A 21,017-nucleotide genomic window follows, 5' to 3' on the forward strand; every position below is an offset into this window, starting at 1 on the left:
GAATACGATGTACGCAGATGGTGTGCGGGTGGGAGGGGCCGGATGTCGATGACCGGGCGGAGCGGTGGACGGGCGGCGGACACCACCCGCACGATGCGGCTGCTGTGGCGCGAGCCCGGCGCGGAACGCACCGGGCGGGGCCCCAAACAGGGGCTGAGCGTGGACGAGGTGGTCAGCTCGGCGGTCGCGCTCGCCGACGCGGACGGCATCGAAGCCGTCACCATGCGCCGGGTCGCCGAACGCCTCGGGGTCACTCCCATGTCCCTCTACACCTACGTGCCCGGCAAGGCGGAACTGCTGACGCTCATGCTGGACTGGGCGTACCTGCGGATGCCCCGCACCGACCCGGGCCCCGGGGCGCCCTGGCGCGAACGGGTCACCGCCGTCGCGGACGACAACCGCGCCCTGTTCCTGCACCATCCGTGGATCGCCGGGCAGGCCACCGTGCGCCCCGTGCTCGGGCCCGGGGTGCTGGGCAAGTACGAACACGAACTGCGCGCCTTCGAGGGCATCGGACTCGGCGACGTGGAGACGGACTGCGCACTGAGCCACCTCCTGGGCTTCGTGGAGTCCGTCGCCCGCGGCTCCCTCCAGGCCCGGAGCATCCCCCGGGACACCGGCCAGAGCGACGACGAGTGGTGGGCCGCCCACGCGCCCCTGTTGGAGGAGGTGCTGGACGCCGAACGCTTCCCGCTCGCCTCCCGGGTGGGCAGCGCCGCGGCCCACGCCTACCGGGGCGTGTACTCGGCCGAACACGCCTACGCGTTCGGACTGCGGTGCGTGCTGGACGGGTTCGCCGCCCTGGTGGAAACGGGACCGGAGACGGGGCCGGAGCCGGTCCTGCCCTGACCCGGCCGGCGTCACCCGGACGGCCTTCGCGGGCTGCGCCCCGGGCCACCGCGACGGAGTGTGGGGGTGGTTCCTTCCCCGGACGGTGCGAGGTGGACGCGTGAGCGCGATGGACGTACCGGAAGACCGGCCGCACGGCCTCACGCACGAGCAGCGGGACGAGCAGCAGGAGCAAGAGCGGGCGGCGCGGGCGGCCCGCGGCACCGCGAACCCCACCCTCACCTGGGTGACCCTCGCCTTGATGACCACCGCATCGGTCGCCAGTCTGCGGGCCGCGCCGACCATGGCCGTCTACGGTCTCGCCTGCGTGTTCCTGTACATCGTGCCGGCGATCGTCTTCCTGTTGCCGACCTCGCTGGTGTCCGCCGAACTCGCCTCCGGCTGGAGCGGCGGCGTCTACCGCTGGGTCAGCGAGGGCCTGTCGAAGCCGCTCGGCTTCCTCGCCGTCTGGTGCCAGTTCGCGATGACGATCTTCTACTACCCCAGCCTGCTGGCCTTCGTCGCGAGCACGATCGCGTACATCATCGATCCGGCGCTGGCCGCCAACGGCCTCTACACCGCCATCGTGATCATGGTCCTGTACTGGACGGGCGTCTGGGTCTCCGCGCGGGGCACCGGCACGCTCGCCGGGCTGTCCTCCTGGGGGCTGATCATCGGCACCCTGGTGCCGGGCACCCTGCTGGTCGTCCTCGGACTCGTCTTCCTCGGCCAGGGCAACCCGTCCGCCGCGCCGATGGACGCCGCCAACCTGCTGCCCCAGTGGGCCGGGCTCGCCAGCCTGGTCCTGATCGTCAACAACTTCCTCAGCTACTCCGGCATGGAGATGAACGCCGTCCACGTCTCCTCGCTGAAGGACCCGCCGCGGGAGTTCCCCAAGACGATGTTCCTGGCGATGGGGTTGGTGCTGCTGATCTTCATCCTGCCCGCGCTGGCCATCAGCTGGGTCGTCCCCGCCGACCAACTCAGCCTCACCGCCGGGGTCATGCAGGCGTTCGACGCCTTCTTCTCCTACTTCCACATCGGCTGGCTCACCCCCGTGGCGGCCGTCGCGCTCATCGCGGCGTCCCTCGGCGGGATGCTCGCCTGGCTCGCCGGGCCGTCCAAGGGCCTGCTGCTCATCTCCCGCGAGGAGGGCTACCTGCCGCCCTTCCTCCAGCGGCTCAACAAGCACGGCATCCAGCAGAACATCCTGGTCACCCAGGGGGTCGTCACCACCGCCATCGCCCTGATGTACGCCTTCATCCCGAACGTCTCCAGCGTCTACTGGATCTTCTCGGTGATCACCACGCAGGTGTACCTGATCGTCTACCTGCTGATGTTCGTCGCCGCGGTGCGACTGCGCCGGACCCAGCCCGACCATCCGCGCGGGTTCCGCGCCCCCGCGCTGCCGCTGCTGTGCGGGGTCGGACTGCTCGCCTCGCTCGCCGCGCTCGCCATCGGGTTCGTGCCTCCCTCGCAGTTCGGCGGCGGCAGCGTGTGGGTGTACGTGGGGATCGTCGGCGGCGGGCTCCTCGTCCTCGGACTGGTGATCCCGGTGGCCTTCCTGGTCTTCCGCCGGCCCGGTTGGCGCAGCACCGTGCCCGATGCCGGTTCCGATGCCGGCTCCGGTGAAGGGAGGAGCGCCTCGTGAGCCCCACCCGTTTCGCCGCCCAGCACAAGTGGGTCTACCTCGGCGCGATCGTGCTGCTCGTCGCCCTGGCGGTCGTCGGGATCATCCAGTACGAGGCGGTGCGCAGCAGCAGCGAGGCCACCAAGAAGGCGAACCAACTCGCCGACCTGCTGGAGGCCGACGGCTTCCGCCGTCCCGACCCCGCGGCCGTCGCCCGCACCCTCGGCACCGACGGCGGCCCCGTCTGCGAGGACCCCGACTCCGCCCTCAAGTCCGCGCAGTGGAAGGTCAACCTCTCCAACGGCACCACCGGCCCCGGGCAGCGTCCGGTGATCTCCGACCGCCAGGTCGTCGAGGCCGAGGCGATCGTGCTCGGCGTCTACTGCCCCGACCGACTGAAGGAGATCCAGGACCGCATCGACGACCTGAAGACCTCCGACACGGTACGGCGGTGACCCGATGACCCACGCAGCCACGGACCCCGACGGGCTCGGCGCGGCGATCGCCGACCTGATGCCCCGCGCCCGCGCCGACCTCGCCGAACTCGTCGCCATCCGCTCCGTCGCCGACCCCCGCCAGTACCCGCCCGAGGAGTGCGAACGGGCCGCCCGCTGGGTCGCCGACGCCTTCACCGACGCCGGGCTGCACGACGTCCACCTCGCCCTGACGTCGGACGGCAGCCACGCCGTACTCGGCCACCGGCCCGCCCCGCCCGGCGCCCCGACCGTGCTGCTCTACTGCCACTACGACGTGCAACCGCCGCTGGGCGAGGACGCGTGGCACTCCCCGCCGTTCACCCTCACCGAACGCGACGGCCGCTGGTACGGGCGCGGCGCCGCCGACTGCAAGGGCAACGTCGTCATGCACCTCACCGCCCTGCGCGCGCTCGGGGCGGACGCCATCCCGGTGGGCCTCAAGTTCGTCGCCGAGGGGTCCGAGGAGCAGGGCACCGGCGGCCTGGAAGCGTACGTAGCCGCCCACCCCGAGGAGTTCCTCGCCGACGCGCTCCTCGTCTGCGACACCGGGAACGCCGCCGTGGGCGTCCCCACCGCCACCACCTCGCTGCGCGGCCTCGCCGACCTGGTGGTCACCGTCCGCACCCTGGACGGCGAGGTGCACTCCGGCATGTTCGGCGGCCCCGCCACCGATGCGCTCGGCGCCCTCGTCCAGGCCCTCGCCTCGCTGCGCGACCCGCACGACGGCGGCACCCGGATCGACGGGCTCCCCGCGGACGGCACCTGGACGGGCGCCGGGTACGACGAGGAGCAGTTCCGCCGGGACGCCGGGGTCCTCGACGGGGTCCGCCTCACCGGGTCCGGCACCGTCGCCGACCGGCTGTGGGCCCGGCCCGCCGTCACCGTCCTCGGCATCGACTGCCCGCCCGTCGTCGGCTCCTCCGCCGCGGTGCCCGCGACCGCCCGGGCCCGGGTCAGCCTGCGGGTGCCGCCCGGCATCCATCCCGACACCGCCCGCGACGCCCTCACCGCGCACCTGGAGCGGGCCGTCCCGTGGGGCGCCCGGGTGACCGTCCAGGCGGAGAGCGGCGGCGCCCCCTTCCAGGCCGCCACCGACGGACCGGCGTACGCGGCGCTCGACCGGGCGATGACCGAGGTCTACGGCCGTCCCATGGAGTTCCTGGGCCAGGGCGGCTCCATCCCGCTGTGCAACGTCCTCGCCCGGACGTATCCCCGCGCGGAGATCGTCCTCATGGGCGTCGAGGAGCCGCAGTGCCTCATCCACGCCCCCAACGAGAGCGTGGACCCCTCCGAGATCCAGCACATGGCGGAGGTGGAGGCCCGCTTCCTGCGCCACTACGCGACAGCGGCCCGGCGCCGGACGTGAGCGGACCCCCGCACACCACGCCCGTACTCCCCGCGCTGGCGTGGCACGGGGACGCGGCGGTGCGCGGGGTCCTGTACGCGCTGCCGGGCGGCCTCGTCGCCGCGTTCGACGACCCGGAACGGGGGCTCGCCCTCACCCTCGGCGGGCTCCCCGCGGTCGCCCTGGTGCTGCCGGCCACCCGGCGCCACCGGGCGCTGATCGTGCTGGTCGGCTGCGCCGCCGGGGTGTCCGTCGTCTGCGGATCGCTGCTGGTGCACCGGGACTGGTTGGCCGTCACCGGGGTGTTCGTGCTCGCGGTGGGCGCCGCGCTGCTCGCGGCCCGGCGGGCGGGCGGGGTCCTGGCGATGGCGCTGTGCGTGCCGCTGCTCGGCGTCGGCTTCAGCTACCCGGAGGTGTCCGGGGCGTTGGCCGTCGGCGCGTTGATCGCCGTGGGCTCGGCCTACGCCTGGCTGGTCTCCCTGGCCTGGCCGCAGCGCCCGCTGCCCGGCCGGCACCCGAGCCTGCCGCTCGATCGGGACGAGGCCCTGGGTTACGGACTGCGGCTCGGTGCGGCGGGGGCGGCGGCCACCGTCGTCGGACTCGCGCTCGCGCCCACGCACCCCGGCTGGCCGGTGGTCGCGGCCCTGATGGTGATGCGGCCCCGCCCGGAGATGGTCCGCCGCCGGGCCGTGGGTCGCACGGTGTCGGTCCTGGTCGGCGGGGTGCTGGCGCTGGCGGTGCTGCGCGGGTCGCCACCGGACGGGGCGTACGGGGTGCTGTGCCTGCTGACCCTCGGCTGTGCGGGCGGGGTGCAGGGCAGCCGGTGGTACGTGCTCGGCGGCTTCACCACCTTCCTGGTGCTGCTGCTCCTGTTCCAGGGGGACCGGGGGGCGGCCGGCGGACGGTTCTGGGAACGGACGGTCGCGACGCTCGCCGGGGTCGGGATCGCGTACCTGGCCGGGACGGTGGGGCGCGGGGACGGTGCCGGGCGGGCCGGTGAGCGGTCGTGACGGGGGGTCGCTCGCGTGACGGTGCGGGTGGTGGGGGCGGGGCGGGTGGTGCGGGTGGTGCGGGCGGGGCCGGGCGTGCCCCGCACCGCGTGCCGGACCCGCTCCGTCGCTGGGCGGCGATCGGCGGCACCGTGCTCGTGCTGGTCACCGTGTACTTCCTGATCCCGGCGCGCGCCTTCGGCCCCGAGCACCCGTTGGTGAGCTGGACGGCCTTCGCGGTGTCCCTCTTCGCGATCGCCTGGCTGATCCTCAAGCACATCCGGGACGTGCTGCTGGAACGCGAGGGCACCCACCCGGCGTTCGCGATCCTGGTGCTGATGTGCGTGACGGTGCTGGTCTTCGCCGTGGCGTACCTGGCGCTGGCGCGGGACCCGGGGGAGTTCGAGGGGCTCTACACCCGGGTGGACGCGCTGTACTTCACGGTGGTGACGCTGGCGACGGTCGGCTTCGGCGACATCACCGCGCACGGCCAGTCGGCCCGGGTGGTGGTGATCCTCCAGATCGTCTACACGTTCGTGTTCCTCACCGCGGCGGCCACCGCGGTGTCGACCCGTATCCGCTCGCAGCTCACGTCCCGCTCGGGCGGGCACCGTGGCGGTCGGCGAGATCACTGATCCGGGCGGCCAGCGCGGTGTCCTTCGCGGTGATGGCGCCGCCCGCGTCATGGGTGTTCAGTCCGAACTCGACGGTGGCGTACAGGATGCGGACGGCGGCGTGGTGGTTCGCCTGGTCCTCGACGGCGGCCACCGCGGCGTACAGGGCGGGCAGGTCGCCGCGGTCGGCGGTGAAGGAGGCGGTCAGCTCGCCGTTGCGCACCGACCAGCCGGGCAGATCGGACAGGGCCGCTTCCAGTTCGGCGGGGGTGAGGGGGGTGCTGGGCATCGGACGGCTCCTCGGCTGTGCGTCGCTCGGTCGGTCGGGGCGGCGCGGGCCGGCCGCCCCTGCTGTTGTACACCTCCGGCCCCTCGGGGAGGTGGACCGCACCGGGCACGGCAGTCGGAGGCAGCCGGAGTGCGTCGAAGGTTGCCGGATGGTGGCATTGTCGGCACACGAACAAACGGGTGACCATGTGCCCCTGGCAGGGCGGGTGTTGCGTCCCCGGTCCCGTCCGATAGCGAAGAGGAGAGCCGCATGGAGTGGGTAGTGGGCGCGGCCGTGTTCGTGGGCGGGCTGGCGATGACGGCGGGCCTGGTGATGATCGTGACCGGCCGGGGCCTGCCCTGGGTGCGCCGACCGGGTTCCCGACCCCGGCTCCACGGCTCGGGCGCCCTGCTCATGGGCATGTCCCTGGTGGTGCACGGCCTCATCGACTTCGACGTGCTGCCGGACGCGTCCTGGGAGGTCCGCTTCATCGGCGGGAACGTCCTGCTGTTCGCGGGGCTCGCGCTGATGGCCGCGAGTCAGCTGCTGCCCGACCGGAACGGTGACCGGAATCGCGACGGGGTCGGTTCGCGCGGCGCCTAGCGACCGTCCGGCCGCACGGGACCCCTCAGATCACCGGGGGGCGGCCCAGGCGGGTCATGCGGGCGACCGTGCGCCAGCGCATGGGGCGACGGGGGCCGCCGTTGGTGCGGACGCCCTCCCAGAAGCCGCCGGCCCAGGCGCGCAGGCCGTCTCCGGAGCGGGTCCGGGCCAGGGTGAGGAGCGTCCAGGTGCCGAGGTAGGCGGGGACGAGCGGGGCGGGCAGGTTGCGCTTGGCCAGCCAGACGCGGTTGCGGGCGGTCATGCGGTAGTAGACGGCGTGTCGGGCGGGGGAGGTCTTGGGGTGTTGCAGCAGCAGCGCGGGCTCGTAGACGATGCGCCAGTCCCCGTCCAACGCCCGCCAGGCCAGGTCGGTCTCCTCGTGCGTGAAGAAGAACTCGTCCGGCCAGACGCCCACTTCGTCCAGCATCCGCATGGACAGCGCGTGACCGCCGCCGAGGAAGGTCGTGACCTCGCCGCCGCGCAGCGGGTCCGAGGCGCGGAGCCGGGGCACGTGCCGGCGCTGGGTCTCCCCGTGTTCGTCGGCGATGCGGAACGCGACGATGCCGAGGCGCGGGTCCTCGCCGTACATCCGGGCGAGGCGGCTGAGGACGCCCGTGTCGACCAGCAGGCCGTCGTCGTCCAGGTCGACCACCACGTCCACGTCGCCCAGGCGCCGCAGTTCCTCGATGGCGACGTTGCGCCCGCCGGACACGCCCAGGTTCTCCGGCAGTTCCACGCCGTGCACGCCGTCCGGCAGCTCCGGCAGCGGGGAACCGTTGCCGACCACGACGATGCGTGTGGCCGCGAGGTCCTGTCGGGCGACCGAGTCCAGGAGGGCCCGCAGCTCGATCGGGCGATTCCCCATGGTGAGGATTGCGATGCCCATGCGCGGGTGACCCATGAGTGAACTCCGTCCGTACGCCGTTCGACCGGGCGATCCTATCGGGGCACCATCGGGACCCCGGCCGGCCGGTACTCCGCTACTCCGCTACTTCGCCGTTCGGCTGCCGCAGGGTGAGGACCATGACGTCGTACAGCGGTGAGTCCGGGAAGGGGAGCTTCTCGCCGGCGTGCCGGTAGCCCCAGCGTTCGTAGAGGGCGCGCAGGCGGGGGCGTTCCCGGCGGACGAGGAGTTGGGCGCGGGACTCCTGCCGGTGCCGGATCAGCTCGTCGTGCATCGAACGGGCGATGCCCTGCCCACGGTGGGGTGCCCGGAGCATGTTCTCGCAGAGGGTGAACGTGTCGCTCTCACGGGCCCGGAACCCGTAGGTGAACCCCACGGCTTCGCCCGCGACCCGGGCCAGTACGCACCCCCACTCCGGTGCGGCGGTGTGCCCGGCGAGCCGTTCTTCGAAGCGCTCCAGGGAGAAGAAGGGGTTGGTGGCGATGTCGTCCGCGTACACCTCGGCGTAGACGTCGAGGAGGGTGCCGCGGATCTCGGGCAGGTGCTCGACCCTGCGGTACTCGGTCGTCGGGCCCTCTTCGGCCATGGGTCATCGCCTCGCCTTCTGCCAGGCGCGGGCGCGTTCGTCGAGGTGTTCGGCCGCGCGTACGCCTCGGCTCCGGAACGTCGTCAGGCGGCTGCGGATGGCGCGGACCTCGTCGGTGACGCGGGCGGAGCGCACGTCGCCGCACAGGTCCAGCGAACGGTGCCACGTGGTGCACGCCTCTTCGAGGTGGCCCTGCGCGGCCTGCGCACGTCCCTGCGCGGCCAGGGTGAGGGCGGTGATCCGCTGCTGATGGGGCATGCCGCCGCGGGTGCGGGCCGAAGCGGCGTAGTGCTTCTCGGCGTTGGCGTGGTCGCCGAGCGCTCGGAACGTCTTCGCGGTGTGGGAGGCCACCGTCGCGTGCGGCGAGCCCCACAGTCGGGCCCAGAACGGCAGGTCGTCCGGCTCGTCGCGGAGGGCGAGTTCATGGGCACTGCGGATCTGGGCGACTGCTTCCTTGGCGCGTCCGGCGACGGCGAGTGCACGGGCGCGGGTCACCACGAACAGTGCTTCCGTGACGGGGGACACCCGGCCGTGGACCCGGGTCAGCGCGGCATCGGCCAACGCCAGGGTGTGCCGCGGCTGCCGTACGTCCATTCCGTTGTGGGCGAGGATGCGCAGGGTCCACGCGCCGTGGAGGTCGTCACCGGCTTCCCTGGTGAGGGCGAGGGCCTGGAGGTAGTAGCGCTGGGCGAGACCGTGTTCCTTCGCGTCGTACGCCTTCCATCCGCACAGATAGGCGACGCAGGCGGCGGTGGACAGCGCGTCGTCCCGGGTGTCCTGCGCGGCGAACGACGCTCGGCACAGGTCCGCCACGTCGCTGCGGAGGTACTGCACGACGGCGGTCCGCCCGTGCTGTCCTCCGTGGCGTTCGTCGATCTCCGTGAACAGGGTGGTCATGTCCCGCACGGCTGCGACCTCCGCGCGCCCGGCCCGGTTGCCGACCGGGCGGTGGGGTGTGCCGTGGGGTCGTTCCCCGCCCATCCCCGCGCCCAACGGCAGGGCCGCCGCCGTGACGCTGTAGGCCGTGTTCGTCAGGAAAGTGCGCCGGTGGATGTCCGCCTCCCCGATGCGTCGCAGTGAGTCGACAGGGTCAGCTGCGATGCAGAGTCCCAGCTCGGAACGCTCCGAAGCTGGTGCGTCGAATCCGAGTTCGCCAGGAGTCACCTGCCTACCCAGTCTCCGTGAGAGAGCTTCGCACAAATATGCGACTGTAAGGGAGTTGGGTTGCGCTCCCTTGGCCCAATGGGCCACTGCGGACCGGTTGGTTCGGAGGCTGTCGCCTGATTCCGCCGCTACGGCGCGCACTGCCGAGGCGAACTGTTCATAGGTCAGATCGGCATCTCTCAGTGCTTGGCGCAGCGCCTCGTTCTGCGGAAGAGAGTGATTCATGGTCCTGTCCACCCATCCTGACCGGGGCGAATAAACACGCTAAACACGCTGGCCCTCGCCGGCGCTAGCAACCCCAGAGTAGTGGCCGATTTACTCACCGCAACGGGGAGTGGCTGACTCTCCGTGTTGAGGCGCCCCGGCGACCGTGCGCGCGGTCCCGGGGCGTGGTCGACCGACAGTTAAGGGAGCCGACGTGGAGCACGGTACAAGCCTGGGCGTCACCGCGGGAGAGGAGCCGGAGGAGCGTCCACCGACGTTGCCTGAGCTGCTGGCGGAATGGGCGCGGGGCCGGGGTCCCGGGGACCGTGCGGCGGTGGGGGCGTTGGTGGCGGACGGCGAGTTGGTGGTGCGGGACCAGGTGCGGCTCGCGTTGGTGGCGAAGGAGAACGGCCTGCTGGGCTGCGACTGGGAGCGGCTGTCGCGGCGGTACTGCTTGATCAGCGAGCTGACGGAGTCGGACGCGGTGTTCCTGGTGTTCGTGCTGGCGTTGGCGAGGCGGTCGCCGGTGCCCTTGTCGCGGGTGGGTGACCTGGGCGAACGCCGGTTGGTGATCGTGTTGCGGGCGTTGGCGGCGTTGGCCGGCTCGCAGACGGTCGCCGTCGGGATGCGTACGTGAGCACCCGCGTCGAGCAGGTGCTGTGCGTGCTCAGCGTCACCGGGCTCCTCGGCACCCTCGCCTACGCCCTGACGCGCCCCTGACGCCACGAAGGAACCCCATGTCACGCCGTGCCCTGCCGTACTGCGACCGCTGTGAACGCCCCATCCGCTGGTGGCAGCGTTGCACGCGACGGCTGCGCTTCTCCCCCTCCGGCCCCGGCAGCACGCTCCACCTGCACCGCCGGTGCGCACCCGAGCCCGTGCCCTGCGCGCCCTGTCTCAAGGCCAAGATCTTCGGCAGTGCCGCGCACGGCTGTCACGGCACGAGCTGGTACCGGTTCGACACACGCACCGGATCGCCGGGGCGGGCGCTCCGGCTCCGCGTCTGGGAGGGGCCCGCCGAGTGCCCCTGCGCCTGCCGTACCCGTGCCGTGCCCACCAGGCTCACCGGCGGGTGAGCCACGGGGCCGGTCGGCGCGCCGGTTCACCAGGGCGGAGACGTTTCGCCGTCCGCGGTGAGGCCGTAGCGCAGCAGCCGACCGGCGTCCGGGTCCTGGGCGCGACGCAACTCCACCAGGTGGGCCAGTGCCTCGCCGTCGCCCGCGTCGGCGGCGGCCCGCAGCAGGCGGTCGGCGTCCTGGACGCGGCCCCGGCGGGCGCGGAGGTGCGCGAGGAGGGAGAACGCCTCCACCCGGCCCGCGTGCGCGGCGTCGCGCGTCAACGCCTCGGCCTCCTCCTGCGCTCCGGTGTCCTCCTTCAGGCGGGCCAGTTCGACCAGTGCCTGCACCTCGCCCAGGGCCGCGGCGTGCCGGTACAGGCGCTCGGCGTCCTCAGGGTGCCCCGCGGACTCCCGCCGCTGCGCCAGTTCGGCGAGGACGAAGCCGCCGCCTTCCGTCGCCAGGCGTTCGGCCCCCTCGCCGTCGCCGCCGTTCTCGCGTCGGAACACGAACTCGTGCAGGGCGCAGCTGTGTCCGGCCCGGGCGGCACGCAGGACGAGTCGTTCGGCGGCGTCCTTGTCGCCGGCCTCTTCGCGCAGCCGCGCCAGCAGCACGAGCGCCCCGGAGTTGGCCGCCCGGTGCGCGGTGTCCGCCAGCCGTTCGGCGCTGCGCGGGTCCCTGCTCTTCTCGCGCAGCCACACCAACTCCATGAGGGCGAAGGTGCTTCCGGCGTCGGCGGCGGAGCAGGCCATGCGTTCGGCCTCTTCGCTGGACCCCGCCTGTTCGCTCAGCAGGGCCAGGTGCGCCCGTGCGTCCGTGCTGCCCAAGCGTGCGGCGGAGCGGTAGAGCGTGAGGGCCCGCTCCACGTCCCCCGCCTTCTCCCGGAGCCGGGCGAGTTCCGTCAGGGCGAACGGGCTGCGCCGGTACGTGGCCTCGCTGAGCAGCCGCTCCGCCCCGTGGGTGTCGCCCGCCCGCTTCTTCAGCCGTGCCAGTTCGGTCAGGGCGAAGGTGCTGGTGTCCGAGGCGAGGGCGAGCAGGCGTTCGGCGCCCTCGCGGTCACCCGCTCCCCGTCGCATCCAGGCCAGTCTGATCAGGGGGCGGACCTTGCCCTTCCACAGGGCCGACTTCGCCAGGCGTTCGGCACCCTCGGGGTCACCGGCCCGTTCCCGCATGCGCACCAGTTCGGAGAGGGCGTAGGTGCTGCCGGTCTGTTCCAGCGCGGCCAGGGCGAGCGTCTGCGCTCCGGCCCGCTCCCCCGCGGACTCCCTGGCCAAGGCCAGCGAGGCGAAGGTCCTGATCGACCCCCGGGAAGCGGCATTGCGCATCAGGCGTTCCACGCCTTCGGTGTCCCCCGATTCCTGACGCATCCGGGTCAGCCGGGTCAGCGGGGTGACGTTCCCCTGGTTGGCCGCCACGTGGGCCAGTTCCTCGGCGCCGCCGCGTTGTCCGGTGATCTCCCGCAGCCGGACCAGCTCCCAGCGGGCCCGCTTGTCGTCCTTGAGGGCCTGCTCGTAGAGGTGCTGTGCCTCCGGGGCGTTGTCCGCGGCCTCCAGGAGCGCCGCCAGGTCGGGGCGCACCAAGGTGTTCCCGGCCTCCAGGGCCTTCCGGTACAGGGCGGCTGCGTACCGCAGGCGTCCGCGGGACTGGGCCGCCCGTGCCAGGGTGGCCGCGTCCTCGGGGCCGTGGCAGTGCAGTGCGGCGGCCTCCCAGAAGGAGGCCGGCGGGCAGGACAGCCGACGGTCCAGGCGGCCCTGCTGTTCGAGGTAGTCGGCGAGCCGGTACGTCGCCTCGCCCCGGTCCGCGTTCCGGGAGGGGACACGGGTGAGGGGGCCGGGGACCCCGTTGCAGGGCGTCGCGCAGTACTCCAGTGCTTCGTCGAGCCAGGAGTCTCCGAGCAGGTCGAGTTCACGGTCGGGGAGGCAGCCCTCGGCGGCCCCCGCGAGCAGGGACAGTGGCAGGGCGGGGCCGTGGCCGAGCCGGCGGTAGTCCATGGCCGCATGGATCAGCGCCTTGGCGCCGCGGGGTGCGCAGCGGTACCGGGTCATCAACTCCGGGACGCCCGCGAGGAACTGGGTGATCTCCCCGCCGGTGGCACCGTCGAGGGCACACGCCAGTCGGGGGTCGTCGGCGGCCTTCCGGTGGGCCTCGCGCAGGTCGGGCCCGGTGAACGCCTTGGGCACCAGCACGTACCGACCGGCTCCGGTGAGGAGCTTGCGCTGTTGTTCGTACGGGTCGTCCGCCCCGCTCGCGGAGGGCACCGTCAGGGGGTGCCAGAACCGCGGCCAGATGGTGGCGAGGACCAGTAGGGGGCCGCGGCGGGCGTCGGTGAGGGCGGTGCGCAGCGCGGCGGTGATCCGTTCGGCGGTGCGGGTGTCCGGGGCGAGCAGGTAGTGCTGGGCCTCGTTGAGCCAGATGACGGTGCGCGGACCGGCCTCGGCGAGCTGTTCGAGGGCGGCTTCGGGGCGGGTCGGATCGTAGGGGTGCCACACGCGCCACCCCGCGGGCAGCCTCCGCAGCGCCTCCCAACAGGCCCGGGTCTTGCCCGTCGAGGACTCCCCGATCAGGGTGACGAGGAGGCTCTCGCCGCCGATCACCCGGTCCACGTACCCGCCGAGCTCCTCGTCGTGTCCCCGGCTCACGTAGACCGGGAGTTCGGGCAGGCTCTCCTGACCGGGGACGTTGATCGCCCGGTGCACCTCCAGGGCGAACGGGTCCAGGTCCGGTACGGTCCGGCCCAGCGGCTGCGCGAGCTGTGCGACGACCCACAGCCGTCGCACCTCCTGCACCACCGGGGACTCGTCCCGGCCCGCCTCCCGGGCGAGCAGCCCGGCGACGGCGACCACGTCCTCCTGTCCCGCGGCGAGTTCCGGGTTGCCGATGATCCGGTGGACCGTGGCCTTCGACGGGCTGCCGCGGAACGAGTCGTCCTTCTCGATCTCGCTCGCGATGTGCTGCACCGGGGGCGTCCCGGCCTCCGCGTAGAGCTGGTACAGGTAGTCCTTCAGGTTCCGCAGCGCGGCCGGTGTCACGCCCATGGGCTGCGGGATGCGCCGCTGACTCCCGTGCCGCGCGCCGCTCCGGTGACCGGTCATCTCAGACATCCTCGCGCATGCGGCCCGGCCCCACTCGGGAACCGTGGGATTCGACGGGGTGCGAGGGGCCGGCGGTGGGCACGGGGCGGGGCGGGGGCGGCACGGGGGTGCCGTGGGGCCGGTTCACGACAGCAGGGCCCTCACTGCTTCGGTGGTGGCCGACCCCGCGACGGCGGACACGAGGCTGCCGATGATGATCCCCATGAGCGTGAGGCGCTCTCGACGGCTCAACGGGCGTCGGGGCATGACTGGTCTCCCGTTCTGGTGCGTCCGGCCGGCGGGAGCCGGTCGGATGTCCACTCTTTCGGACCGCCCTGCGTCCTGGACGAGTTGAGACGAGCCCGCCGGGCCGGGACCGGCCGCTCGGGCCTGCGTACCGGCAACGTGTTCACCGTCGGCGACGGACGTGCAGCCGCGGCCATTCCGGGTCGAGTCCGTGCACCCGCGGTGACCCCCGCGCCCCGCGCACCCCGGCGTGCGGGCGCCGTGCCGGTCAGCGGGCCGCCCCGTCGCGCACCCGCTCGGAACCGGGAGCCCCGGCGGCGCCCTCCTCGGCGGCGGGCACCGTACCCGTCGCCGGAACGCCCCGCAGCAGCGTCCACACCAGTACCGCCGTCACCGCCGCGAACCCCGCGCTGAGCGCCGACGCCGTCTGGAGGCCCGAGGTGAACGCGGACTTCGCGAGCTGCGCCAAGTCCCCCGCGCCCTCGGGGAGTCGAGCCGAGAGGTCCAGCGCCGCGCCCAGCGTGTCGCGGGCCCCGGCGGGAGCGTCGGACGGCATCTCGGCGCGGTACACGGCGGTCGCGACGCTGCCGGTCACCGCGATGCCCAGGGCCAGTCCCAGGTCGTACGCGGTCTGGCCGGTCGCCGCCGCCGCGCCCGCCTTCTCGGGCGGGGCCGCGCCGACCGCCAGCGTGGTGCCGAGGACACTGATCGGGGCCACCCCGAACATGATCACGGCCAGTGCCAGGGAGACCGGTACGACTCCCTCCACGACGCTGGTGACGGCGTAGCCGACCAGCGCCACGGCCAGTCCGGCGAGGATGACGTGGGCCGGGCGGGTGCGTTGGGCGAGGGCGGGGGTCAGTTGGGAACCGGCGACCAGTCCGGCGGCGCCCGGCAGCAGCCACGTCCCGGCCGCCAGCGGGGACAGGCCCGCGACGGACTGGAGGTACTGCGGGACGAGGTACTCGACGCCGTTGAGCGCCGTCATGCCGAGCAGCAGGGTCAACAGGGCGCCGGTGAACGTCCGGTCGCGGAAGAGCCGCAGGTCGAGGAGCGGGTCGGCGAGGCGGTTCTGGCGTCGGACGAACGCGACGGCCAGTGCGGTACCGGCGGTGAGCGCGAGGGCGGGGGACAGGCCGGGTCCGTGCGCCGCCACGTCCTTGACCGCGTAGATCAGGGGGAGCACGGCGAGCAGGAACAGCGCCACGCTCGACAGGTCGAGCCGACCGGGGTCCGGGTCGCGGTACTCGGGCAGCAGCGCCTTCGCCAGCAGCAACACCGGCAGCATCACGGGCACGCCGATCAGGAACACCGAGCCCCACCACCAGTGGTCCAGGAGGACGCCCCCGGCGATCGGCCCGACGGCCAGGCCCACGGACAGCGCGGTGACCCACAGGGCGATCGCCCTGGCACGCTGCCGGGCGTCGGTGAACAGGTGGCTGATCAGCGCCAGCGTGGACGGCAGCACGGCCGCCCCGGCGATGCCGAGCGCCGCGCGGGCCGCGATCAGCGTCCCCGGGTCGGTGGCGTACGCGGCGAGCACGGACGCGGCGACGAACCCGAGGGAGCCGAACAGCAGCAGCCGGCGGCGGCCGATGCGGTCGCCGAGGGTGCCCATGACGACGAGGGTGCCGGCGGTGAGGAAGCCGTAGACGTCGGTGATCCAGAGCAGTTCGCTGCCGCTGGGCGTGAGGTCCGCGGCGAGGTACGGGGTGGCGAGCCAGAGCACGCCCAGGTCGGCGGTCATCAGGGTGACCGGCAGCAGCAGGACCGCGAGGCCCAGCCAGGGGTGGCGGACGGGGCGGGCGGTCCCGGTGGGCGCCGCTTGGGCTCGGGATGTCTCTTCGGAGGTCATGGCTGGAGCTTCGGCCCCACCGTCTCGGGAACGGATCGGATCGTGTTCGGGCCGTGTTCGGGTCCCTGCCGGGTGCGTTCCGGGTGCGTTCCGGGAGCCGTGCGGCCGGACGCGGCCCCGTGAACGCACGCAACGCCGTACGGCGACGAGTGCCGTACGGCGTTGCGTGGGGTAACGGGTGGGGACAGCGGTGCGTCAGAGGTGGGCGATCGCGTCCTGCGCGCCGTCGAGCAGGTGCCGGACGCGGTCCGGGCGGCGGTGTTCCGCCACCCCGGACAGTTCGGCCCCGTGGAGCACCTGGACCCGCGCGTCCTCGATGCCGCAGAACTCCGAGACGCCCACCCGCAGTTGCAGGTCCATGGCCGCGCCGAGCCCGGAGGACTCGTAGTGCTCCCGGGAGCTGCCCGCCAGGCCGAGCCACACCATCCGCTTGCCGGCCAACCGGGGCGTACCGCGTCCGTAGGCGAAACCGTAGTTCCATACGCGGTCGATCCAGCCCTTCAGCACGGCGGGGACGGAGAACCACCAGACGGGGAAGACGACGACGAGGTCGTCCGCGGCGGCGATCCGGTCCATGTGGGCGTGGACCTCGTCGGCGTACCGCTTGTCGCGGTGCTCCCAGTCGGGTTCGTCGACCGGGGTCAGCCGGGGGTCGAAGCGCTCGGCGTACAGGTCGAGCACGTCGACGTGTCCGCCGCGGGACGCGAGCGTGTCCCGCAGTCGGACCGCGGCCTGCGCGGTCAGGGAGTCCGGCCGGGGGTGGGCGAGGACCAGCAGGGTGTGGCGGGGCGCCCCGGGGGCGCGGTCAGAAGCCAAGACCGGACCCGCCGCTCGCGTCGATGTTCTGCCCGGTCACCCAACGGGCGTCGGGCGAGGCGAGGAAGGCGACGACGTCCGCCACGTCGTCCGGCCGGCCCACCCGGTCGAACACCGAGTACGCGGCGGCTGCCGCCTTGGCCGCGGGGTCCGCCAGCCACGGGTGGATGTCGGTCTCGACGGTGCCCGGCGACACCGCGTTCACCGTGATGCCCCGCTCGCCGAGGGTCTTCGCCAGGGTCAGCGTCAGCACGTCGACGGCGCCCTTGGCGGCGGCGTACGCCGTCATGCCGGGGAACGCCACCTTGGTGACGCCGGAGGAGATGTTGACGATCCGGCCGCCGTCGCGCAGTCGGGACAGGCCCTTCTGGACGATGAAGAAGGGGGCCTTGGCGTTGACCGCGAAGACCTGGTCGTAGCTCTCCTCGGTCACGTCGTGGATCGTGCCGGGGCCGGCGATCCCCGCGTTGTTGACGAGTACGTCCACCCCGTCGGCGTGCTCGTCGAACGCGGCCCACAGGGCGTCCGCGTCGCCGGGCACCCCCAGTGCGACGCCGATCGCGAACGCCGAGCCGCCCGCCGCCTCGACGGCCCGCACCGCCTCCTGCGCCGCGGCCCGGTTCGCGCCGTAGTGGACCGCGACCCGGGCGCCCTCGGCGGCCAGCCGTAGGGCGATGGCCCGGCCGATGCCCCGGCTGCCGCCGGTGACCAGCGCGGTCTTGCCGACGAGCCGCCGCCCGGTGACCTGTCCGGCCGCCGCGGTGGGGGTGTGCGCCGTGTCGTTGACGTGCTCCATGGTTGATTCCTCCGGTACTGCGGGGGGCGGGACGTGAGGTGTCCCGTCCGCTGTGGTCACAGAGTGGAGCCCGCCGGTTCGGGTCCGGCTCGGGTCCGGTTCGGGCCCGGCAAGGGGCGGCGCGGAGATCGGCAGGATGACGCCAACCCGGCGCCGCGGCCCGGCAGCACCGCCCGGCGTGCGCCGGGGTTGTGGCAGGGTGCAAGGAAGTGCCGTCTGGCGCCCCCCAAGGGGCGGATGACGAGGCCATGCGGCCATGAGGCAACGGGGTCGCGAAGCAACGGGGAGGGAACGGCGTGAACGGGGTGCACGGCCGGAACACGGTGACGGACGGGGCGCCGGCCCCGCACGTGACGGCGACGGGCGGCGGCATCCGGTTCGCGGTGCTCGGCGAGATCGCCGTGCTGGACGGCGACGGGAACCCCGTCCGCGTACCGGAGTTGAAGGTACGGGCCCTGCTCGCCTCGCTGCTCGCCGCCCATCTGGTCGACCCGGGCCGTCCGGTCGCCGCCCACCGACTCATCGACGACCTGTGGGGCGAGGAGCAGCCGGGCAACCCGCTGCGCGCCCTCCAGGCGAAGGTGTCCCAACTGCGCCGCGTGTTCGACGAGGTGCGGCCGGGCGGACGGGCCCACCTGGCCTCCCGGGCCCCCGGCTACCAACTCCTGGTACCGGAGGGCGCGTTGGACGCCGACCGGTTCCGTGAGCTGGCCCAGCGGGCCCGACAGGTGCCGGACGCCGACGCCCGCGCGGCGCTGCTCGCCGGTGCGCTGGACCTGTGGCGGGGCCCCGCCTTCGCCGACTTCGCCGAGGAGACCTTCGCCAGGACGGCCGTCGCGCGGCTGGAGGAGGACCGGCTCACCCTGGTCGAGGAGCGGTCCGCGGCCCGGCTCGACGCCGGGGACCACCTCGCGCTGGCCACCGAACTCGCCCCCCTCGTCGTGGAACACCCGCTGCGCGAACGGCTCACCGCCGTCCACGTCCGGGCCCTCTACCGGGCCGGGCGGCAGGGCGACGCCCTCACCGCCTACGAGCGGCTGCGCCGCCGGCTCGCCGACGGCCTCGGCGTCGACCCGAGCCCCGAACTGGCCGCCCTGCACGCCGCCGTACTGCGTCAGGACCCCGAACTCAGCGCGCCCCCCGCCGCCGCCCGGGCCGTGGTCGCCCCGCGCACCAACCTGTTCGTACCGCCTGGGGAACTCATCGGGCGGGAGGAGGCCGTCGCGGAGGTGGCGCAGCTGCTGGCCGGGCGGCGGCTGGTCACCCTCACCGGCCCCGGCGGGGTGGGCAAGACCCGCCTGGCGCTGGCCGTCGCCGACCGCGCCCGCGACGGCTTCCCGGACGGCACCTGGCTGGTGGAGCTGGCCCGCGACGGCGAACCGGTCGAGGCGGTCGCCGCGGCGCTCGGCCTGCGGGACGACGGCGTGTGGGGCGTCCAGGAACCCAGCAGCCCGGCGGAGAAGCTCGCCGCCGCGCTCCGCGGGACCAGGACGCTCCTGGTGCTCGACAACTGCGAACACGTGGTGGACGAGGTCGCCGGCCTGGTGGAGACGCTGTTGCGGCGGGCCCCACAGGTCGTGGTCCTGGCCACCAGCCGGGAGTCCCTGGCACTGGCCCCCGAGACGCTGTGGCAGGTGCCGCCGCTCGACCCGGCGGGCGGCGTGGAGCTGTTCGCGGAGCGCGCGACCTCGGCGGCGCCCGGGTTCGTGCTCGACGAATCCAACCGGGCCGCCGCCGAGGCCGTCGTGCGTCGCCTCGACGGCATCCCGCTCGCCCTGGAACTCGCCGCGACCCGGGTCAGGGCGCTCGGTGTCGAGCGGCTGCTCACCGGTCTCGACGACCGGTTCCGGCTGCTCGACGGCGGGCAGCGGGGGGCGCCCGCCCGGCAGCGGACCCTGCGCGCCGTGATCGACTGGAGTTGGGAGCCGCTGGCCGAGGACGAACGGGCCGTGCTGCGCCGGCTCGCCCCGCACCCCGACGGTTACGCGTGGGAGGGCGCCGAGGCGGTCTGCGCGGGCGACGGCGTCGAGCCCGCGGACGTGCGCGGACTGCTGGCCCGGCTGGTGGACCGGTCGCTCGTCCAGGTCAGCGCGGACGGCTCCCGGTACCGGCTGCTGGAGTCCGTCGCCGCCTACGGTCGCGAGCGGCTGGTGGAGGCCGGCGAACTCGACGCGGTGCTCGACCGGCACCTCGCCCGGGACGCGGCCCTCGCCGAGGCCACGGTCCCCGGACTGCGCGACGGGCGCCAGGCCGGGGCGCTGGAACTGCTCGACACCGAGCGGGCCAATCTGCGCTGGGCCCTGGACACGGCCCTGGCCCGCGGTGACGCGGCGCACGCCCTGCGACTGTGCGACGCGCTCGCCTGGTACTGGGTGCTGCGCGGCCGGCTCGGCGAGGCCCGCCGGGCGCTGACCGCCGCCCGGGAACTGCCCGGCGGCGACCCCGCGGCCCGGGCCCGCGCCGCGGTGTGGCTGACCGGTGTGCGGATCATGTCGGGGGACGGGGCCGACCGCGCGGTGCGGATCGCGGCGGCGCTGGCCGAGACCGACGCCCTGGACGGCGGGCCGACCGGGGCGACCGCCGTGCGGGCGCGCTGGTTCCTCGGCCACAGCCTCGCCGGCACGGGCGACCTGACCGCGGCCGAGGCGTTGACCGGGCCCGCGCTGGAAGGATTCCGGGCCCTGGGGGACCGGTGGGGCGAGGCCGCGGCACTGTCCGACCGGTCGGCCCAACGGCTGCTCCGGGGCGACCTGGCGGGCGCTGCGGACGACGCGGTGCGCGGCGCCGGGCTGTTCGCCGCACTGGGGGACGCCTGCGGACAGGTGTGGTCGGTGTACGCGCGGGCCTCGGTCGCCGAGATCCACGGCGACTACGAGGAGGCCCGTGCGGTGCAGGAGGAGGCGCTCGCGACGGCCCGCCGGTTCGGGCTGTCCCCCCTCGCCGTCGACCTGCTCGCCGGCCTGGGCCGGATCGCCCTGCTCCACGGGGACTTCGACACCGCACGGGACCGGCACGGGCAGGCGCTGCGGGAGGCCGTCGCGCTGGACTTCCGCGCCGGGGAGGTCAACGCCCGGTTGGGGCTGGGGCTCGGCGCCCGTCGCGAGGGCGGCCTCGACGAGGCCGAGTGGCAGTTGCGGCAGGTCCTCGACTGGCACTGCGAGGTCGGTCTGGAGGGGGCCAATGCCCTGGTACTCGCCGAGTTGGGGTTCGTCGCGGAGTTGCGGGGCGACGTCCCGGCGGCGCTGCGGCTGCACTGCGAGGGGTACCGGGTGGCGCTCACCACGGGTGATCCGCGGGCGGTCGCCCTGGCCCTGGAGGGCCTGGCCGGCGCCGTCGCCCCCGGCAACCCGGCCGGTGCGGCCCTGCTGTTGGGCTGTGCGGCGGCGGCCCGGGAGTCGACCGGGGCGCCGCTGTCCCGCGCCGAACACGGGGACGTGGACCGGGCGAGCGCGCTGGCCCGCGACGGACTGGGCGAGGCCGGCTTCACGCAGGTGTTCGGCGGGGGCGGCCGGCTCACCCCCGAGGAGGCGGTCCGGGCGGCCGGCGCGGGGTAGCGTCCGGCGCTCG

Annotated in this window: 19 protein-coding genes; 10 read left to right on the top strand and 9 right to left on the bottom strand. The window is 74.0% G+C overall.

The genetic code is table 11. The annotated features are described in order from the left end of the window. Nucleotides 1-42: 42 nt before the first annotated feature. The 6 genes from ACFWIA_RS26700 to ACFWIA_RS26725 all read left to right on the top strand — a co-directional run bounded on the left by ACFWIA_RS26700 (nucleotide 43) and on the right by ACFWIA_RS26725 (nucleotide 5,903). Nucleotides 43-849 (top strand): TetR/AcrR family transcriptional regulator, encoded by an 807-nt coding sequence (locus tag ACFWIA_RS26700; RefSeq protein ID WP_387009312.1) that lies wholly within the window; start codon nucleotides 43-45, stop codon nucleotides 847-849. Between the two features lie 100 nt (nucleotides 850-949). Further along, a complete protein-coding gene (locus tag ACFWIA_RS26705; RefSeq protein ID WP_387009314.1) occupies nucleotides 950-2,479 on the top strand; it encodes an APC family permease in 1,530 nt (509 codons plus the stop codon). Next, nucleotides 2,476-2,913, top strand: a complete 438-nt coding sequence (locus tag ACFWIA_RS26710; RefSeq protein ID WP_387009316.1) for a hypothetical protein — start codon at nucleotides 2,476-2,478, stop codon at nucleotides 2,911-2,913. Before ACFWIA_RS26705 ends, ACFWIA_RS26710 begins: the two co-directional genes overlap by 4 nt. A gap of 4 nt (nucleotides 2,914-2,917) precedes the next feature. Continuing rightward, nucleotides 2,918-4,300: a dipeptidase gene (locus tag ACFWIA_RS26715; RefSeq protein WP_387009318.1), complete on the top strand. Its 1,383-nt coding sequence runs from the start codon at nucleotides 2,918-2,920 to the stop codon at nucleotides 4,298-4,300. After that, nucleotides 4,297-5,289, top strand: coding sequence for an FUSC family protein (locus tag ACFWIA_RS26720; protein ID WP_387009320.1), 993 nt, complete (start codon nucleotides 4,297-4,299; stop codon nucleotides 5,287-5,289). Before ACFWIA_RS26715 ends, ACFWIA_RS26720 begins: the two co-directional genes overlap by 4 nt. A gap of 89 nt (nucleotides 5,290-5,378) precedes the next feature. Next, nucleotides 5,379-5,903 (top strand): potassium channel family protein, encoded by a 525-nt coding sequence (locus ACFWIA_RS26725; RefSeq protein WP_387009321.1) that lies wholly within the window; start codon nucleotides 5,379-5,381, stop codon nucleotides 5,901-5,903. On the opposite strand, the gene ACFWIA_RS26730 is transcribed toward ACFWIA_RS26725, so the two are convergent. Further along, nucleotides 5,857-6,171, bottom strand: coding sequence for a 4a-hydroxytetrahydrobiopterin dehydratase (locus ACFWIA_RS26730; RefSeq protein WP_385484957.1), 315 nt, complete (start codon nucleotides 6,169-6,171; stop codon nucleotides 5,857-5,859). The two genes, ACFWIA_RS26725 and ACFWIA_RS26730, sit on opposite strands and share 47 nt — an antisense overlap. A 249-nt stretch (nucleotides 6,172-6,420) precedes the next feature. On the opposite strand from ACFWIA_RS26730, the gene ACFWIA_RS26735 reads away from it, so the two are divergent. Beyond that, nucleotides 6,421-6,753 (top strand): hypothetical protein, encoded by a 333-nt coding sequence (locus ACFWIA_RS26735; protein ID WP_387009323.1) that lies wholly within the window; start codon nucleotides 6,421-6,423, stop codon nucleotides 6,751-6,753. Between the two features lie 25 nt (nucleotides 6,754-6,778). Here ACFWIA_RS26735 and ACFWIA_RS26740 read toward each other — a convergent pair whose 3' ends face one another. The 3 genes from ACFWIA_RS26740 to ACFWIA_RS26750 all read right to left on the bottom strand — a co-directional run bounded on the left by ACFWIA_RS26740 (nucleotide 6,779) and on the right by ACFWIA_RS26750 (nucleotide 9,140). Continuing rightward, complete coding sequence (locus tag ACFWIA_RS26740; RefSeq protein WP_387009325.1) at nucleotides 6,779-7,654, bottom strand: glycosyltransferase family 2 protein; 876 nt, start codon at nucleotides 7,652-7,654, stop codon at nucleotides 6,779-6,781. Nucleotides 7,655-7,733: 79 nt separating this feature from the next. Further along, entirely contained in the window at nucleotides 7,734-8,243 is a 510-nt protein-coding gene (locus tag ACFWIA_RS26745) for a GNAT family N-acetyltransferase (RefSeq protein WP_387009327.1), read from the bottom strand. 3 nt (nucleotides 8,244-8,246) lie between these two features. Next, the gene (locus tag ACFWIA_RS26750; RefSeq protein ID WP_387009329.1) at nucleotides 8,247-9,140 is read right to left on the bottom strand and encodes a hypothetical protein; all 894 of its coding nucleotides are present in this window, start codon (nucleotides 9,138-9,140) and stop codon (nucleotides 8,247-8,249) included. A gap of 685 nt (nucleotides 9,141-9,825) precedes the next feature. Between ACFWIA_RS26750 and ACFWIA_RS26755 the strand changes: the two genes are divergently transcribed. Continuing rightward, on the top strand, nucleotides 9,826-10,248 hold the full coding sequence (locus tag ACFWIA_RS26755; RefSeq protein ID WP_387009331.1) for a hypothetical protein: 423 nt from the start codon (nucleotides 9,826-9,828) through the stop codon (nucleotides 10,246-10,248). Between the two features lie 100 nt (nucleotides 10,249-10,348). After that, the gene (locus ACFWIA_RS26760) at nucleotides 10,349-10,687 is read left to right on the top strand and encodes a hypothetical protein (RefSeq protein WP_387009333.1); all 339 of its coding nucleotides are present in this window, start codon (nucleotides 10,349-10,351) and stop codon (nucleotides 10,685-10,687) included. Nucleotides 10,688-10,713: 26 nt separating this feature from the next. On the opposite strand, the gene ACFWIA_RS26765 is transcribed toward ACFWIA_RS26760, so the two are convergent. From ACFWIA_RS26765 to ACFWIA_RS26785, 5 genes are all read right to left on the bottom strand, one after another. Then, nucleotides 10,714-13,758: a hypothetical protein gene (locus ACFWIA_RS26765; protein WP_387009334.1), complete on the bottom strand. Its 3,045-nt coding sequence runs from the start codon at nucleotides 13,756-13,758 to the stop codon at nucleotides 10,714-10,716. Between the two features lie 123 nt (nucleotides 13,759-13,881). Then, nucleotides 13,882-14,004: a hypothetical protein gene (locus ACFWIA_RS26770; protein WP_387009336.1), complete on the bottom strand. Its 123-nt coding sequence runs from the start codon at nucleotides 14,002-14,004 to the stop codon at nucleotides 13,882-13,884. A 247-nt stretch (nucleotides 14,005-14,251) separates the two neighbouring features. Next, nucleotides 14,252-15,838 (bottom strand): MFS transporter, encoded by a 1,587-nt coding sequence (locus tag ACFWIA_RS26775; RefSeq protein ID WP_387009338.1) that lies wholly within the window; start codon nucleotides 15,836-15,838, stop codon nucleotides 14,252-14,254. Between the two features lie 195 nt (nucleotides 15,839-16,033). Next, nucleotides 16,034-16,654 (bottom strand): NAD(P)H oxidoreductase, encoded by a 621-nt coding sequence (locus ACFWIA_RS26780; RefSeq protein ID WP_387009340.1) that lies wholly within the window; start codon nucleotides 16,652-16,654, stop codon nucleotides 16,034-16,036. Continuing rightward, nucleotides 16,644-17,450, bottom strand: a complete 807-nt coding sequence (locus ACFWIA_RS26785; protein ID WP_387009342.1) for an SDR family oxidoreductase — start codon at nucleotides 17,448-17,450, stop codon at nucleotides 16,644-16,646. Before ACFWIA_RS26785 ends, ACFWIA_RS26780 begins: the two co-directional genes overlap by 11 nt. 296 nt (nucleotides 17,451-17,746) lie before the next feature. Between ACFWIA_RS26785 and ACFWIA_RS26790 the strand changes: the two genes are divergently transcribed. Continuing rightward, nucleotides 17,747-21,004, top strand: coding sequence for a BTAD domain-containing putative transcriptional regulator (locus ACFWIA_RS26790; protein WP_387009344.1), 3,258 nt, complete (start codon nucleotides 17,747-17,749; stop codon nucleotides 21,002-21,004). Nucleotides 21,005-21,017: the final 13 nt, after the last annotated feature.

Origin of the sequence: Streptomyces sp. NPDC127068 (assembly GCF_042724695.1) — a bacterium.
GTDB lineage: Bacteria > Actinomycetota > Actinomycetes > Streptomycetales > Streptomycetaceae > Streptomyces.

Coding starts and splice junctions, on each gene's coding strand:
- ACFWIA_RS26735 (WP_387009323.1), top strand. CDS start 6,421: ATGGAGTGGGTAGTGGGCGCGGCCGTGTTCGTGGGCGGGCTGGCGATG.
- ACFWIA_RS26715 (WP_387009318.1), top strand. CDS start 2,918: ATGACCCACGCAGCCACGGACCCCGACGGGCTCGGCGCGGCGATCGCC.
- ACFWIA_RS26770 (WP_387009336.1), bottom strand. CDS start 14,004: ATGCCCCGACGCCCGTTGAGCCGTCGAGAGCGCCTCACGCTCATGGGG.
- ACFWIA_RS26700 (WP_387009312.1), top strand. CDS start 43: ATGTCGATGACCGGGCGGAGCGGTGGACGGGCGGCGGACACCACCCGC.
- ACFWIA_RS26740 (WP_387009325.1), bottom strand. CDS start 7,654: ATGGGTCACCCGCGCATGGGCATCGCAATCCTCACCATGGGGAATCGC.
- ACFWIA_RS26745 (WP_387009327.1), bottom strand. CDS start 8,243: ATGGCCGAAGAGGGCCCGACGACCGAGTACCGCAGGGTCGAGCACCTG.
- ACFWIA_RS26750 (WP_387009329.1), bottom strand. CDS start 9,140: ATGACCACCCTGTTCACGGAGATCGACGAACGCCACGGAGGACAGCAC.
- ACFWIA_RS26785 (WP_387009342.1), bottom strand. CDS start 17,450: ATGGAGCACGTCAACGACACGGCGCACACCCCCACCGCGGCGGCCGGA.
- ACFWIA_RS26765 (WP_387009334.1), bottom strand. CDS start 13,758: ATGACCGGTCACCGGAGCGGCGCGCGGCACGGGAGTCAGCGGCGCATC.
- ACFWIA_RS26760 (WP_387009333.1), top strand. CDS start 10,349: ATGTCACGCCGTGCCCTGCCGTACTGCGACCGCTGTGAACGCCCCATC.
- ACFWIA_RS26730 (WP_385484957.1), bottom strand. CDS start 6,171: ATGCCCAGCACCCCCCTCACCCCCGCCGAACTGGAAGCGGCCCTGTCC.
- ACFWIA_RS26775 (WP_387009338.1), bottom strand. CDS start 15,838: ATGACCTCCGAAGAGACATCCCGAGCCCAAGCGGCGCCCACCGGGACC.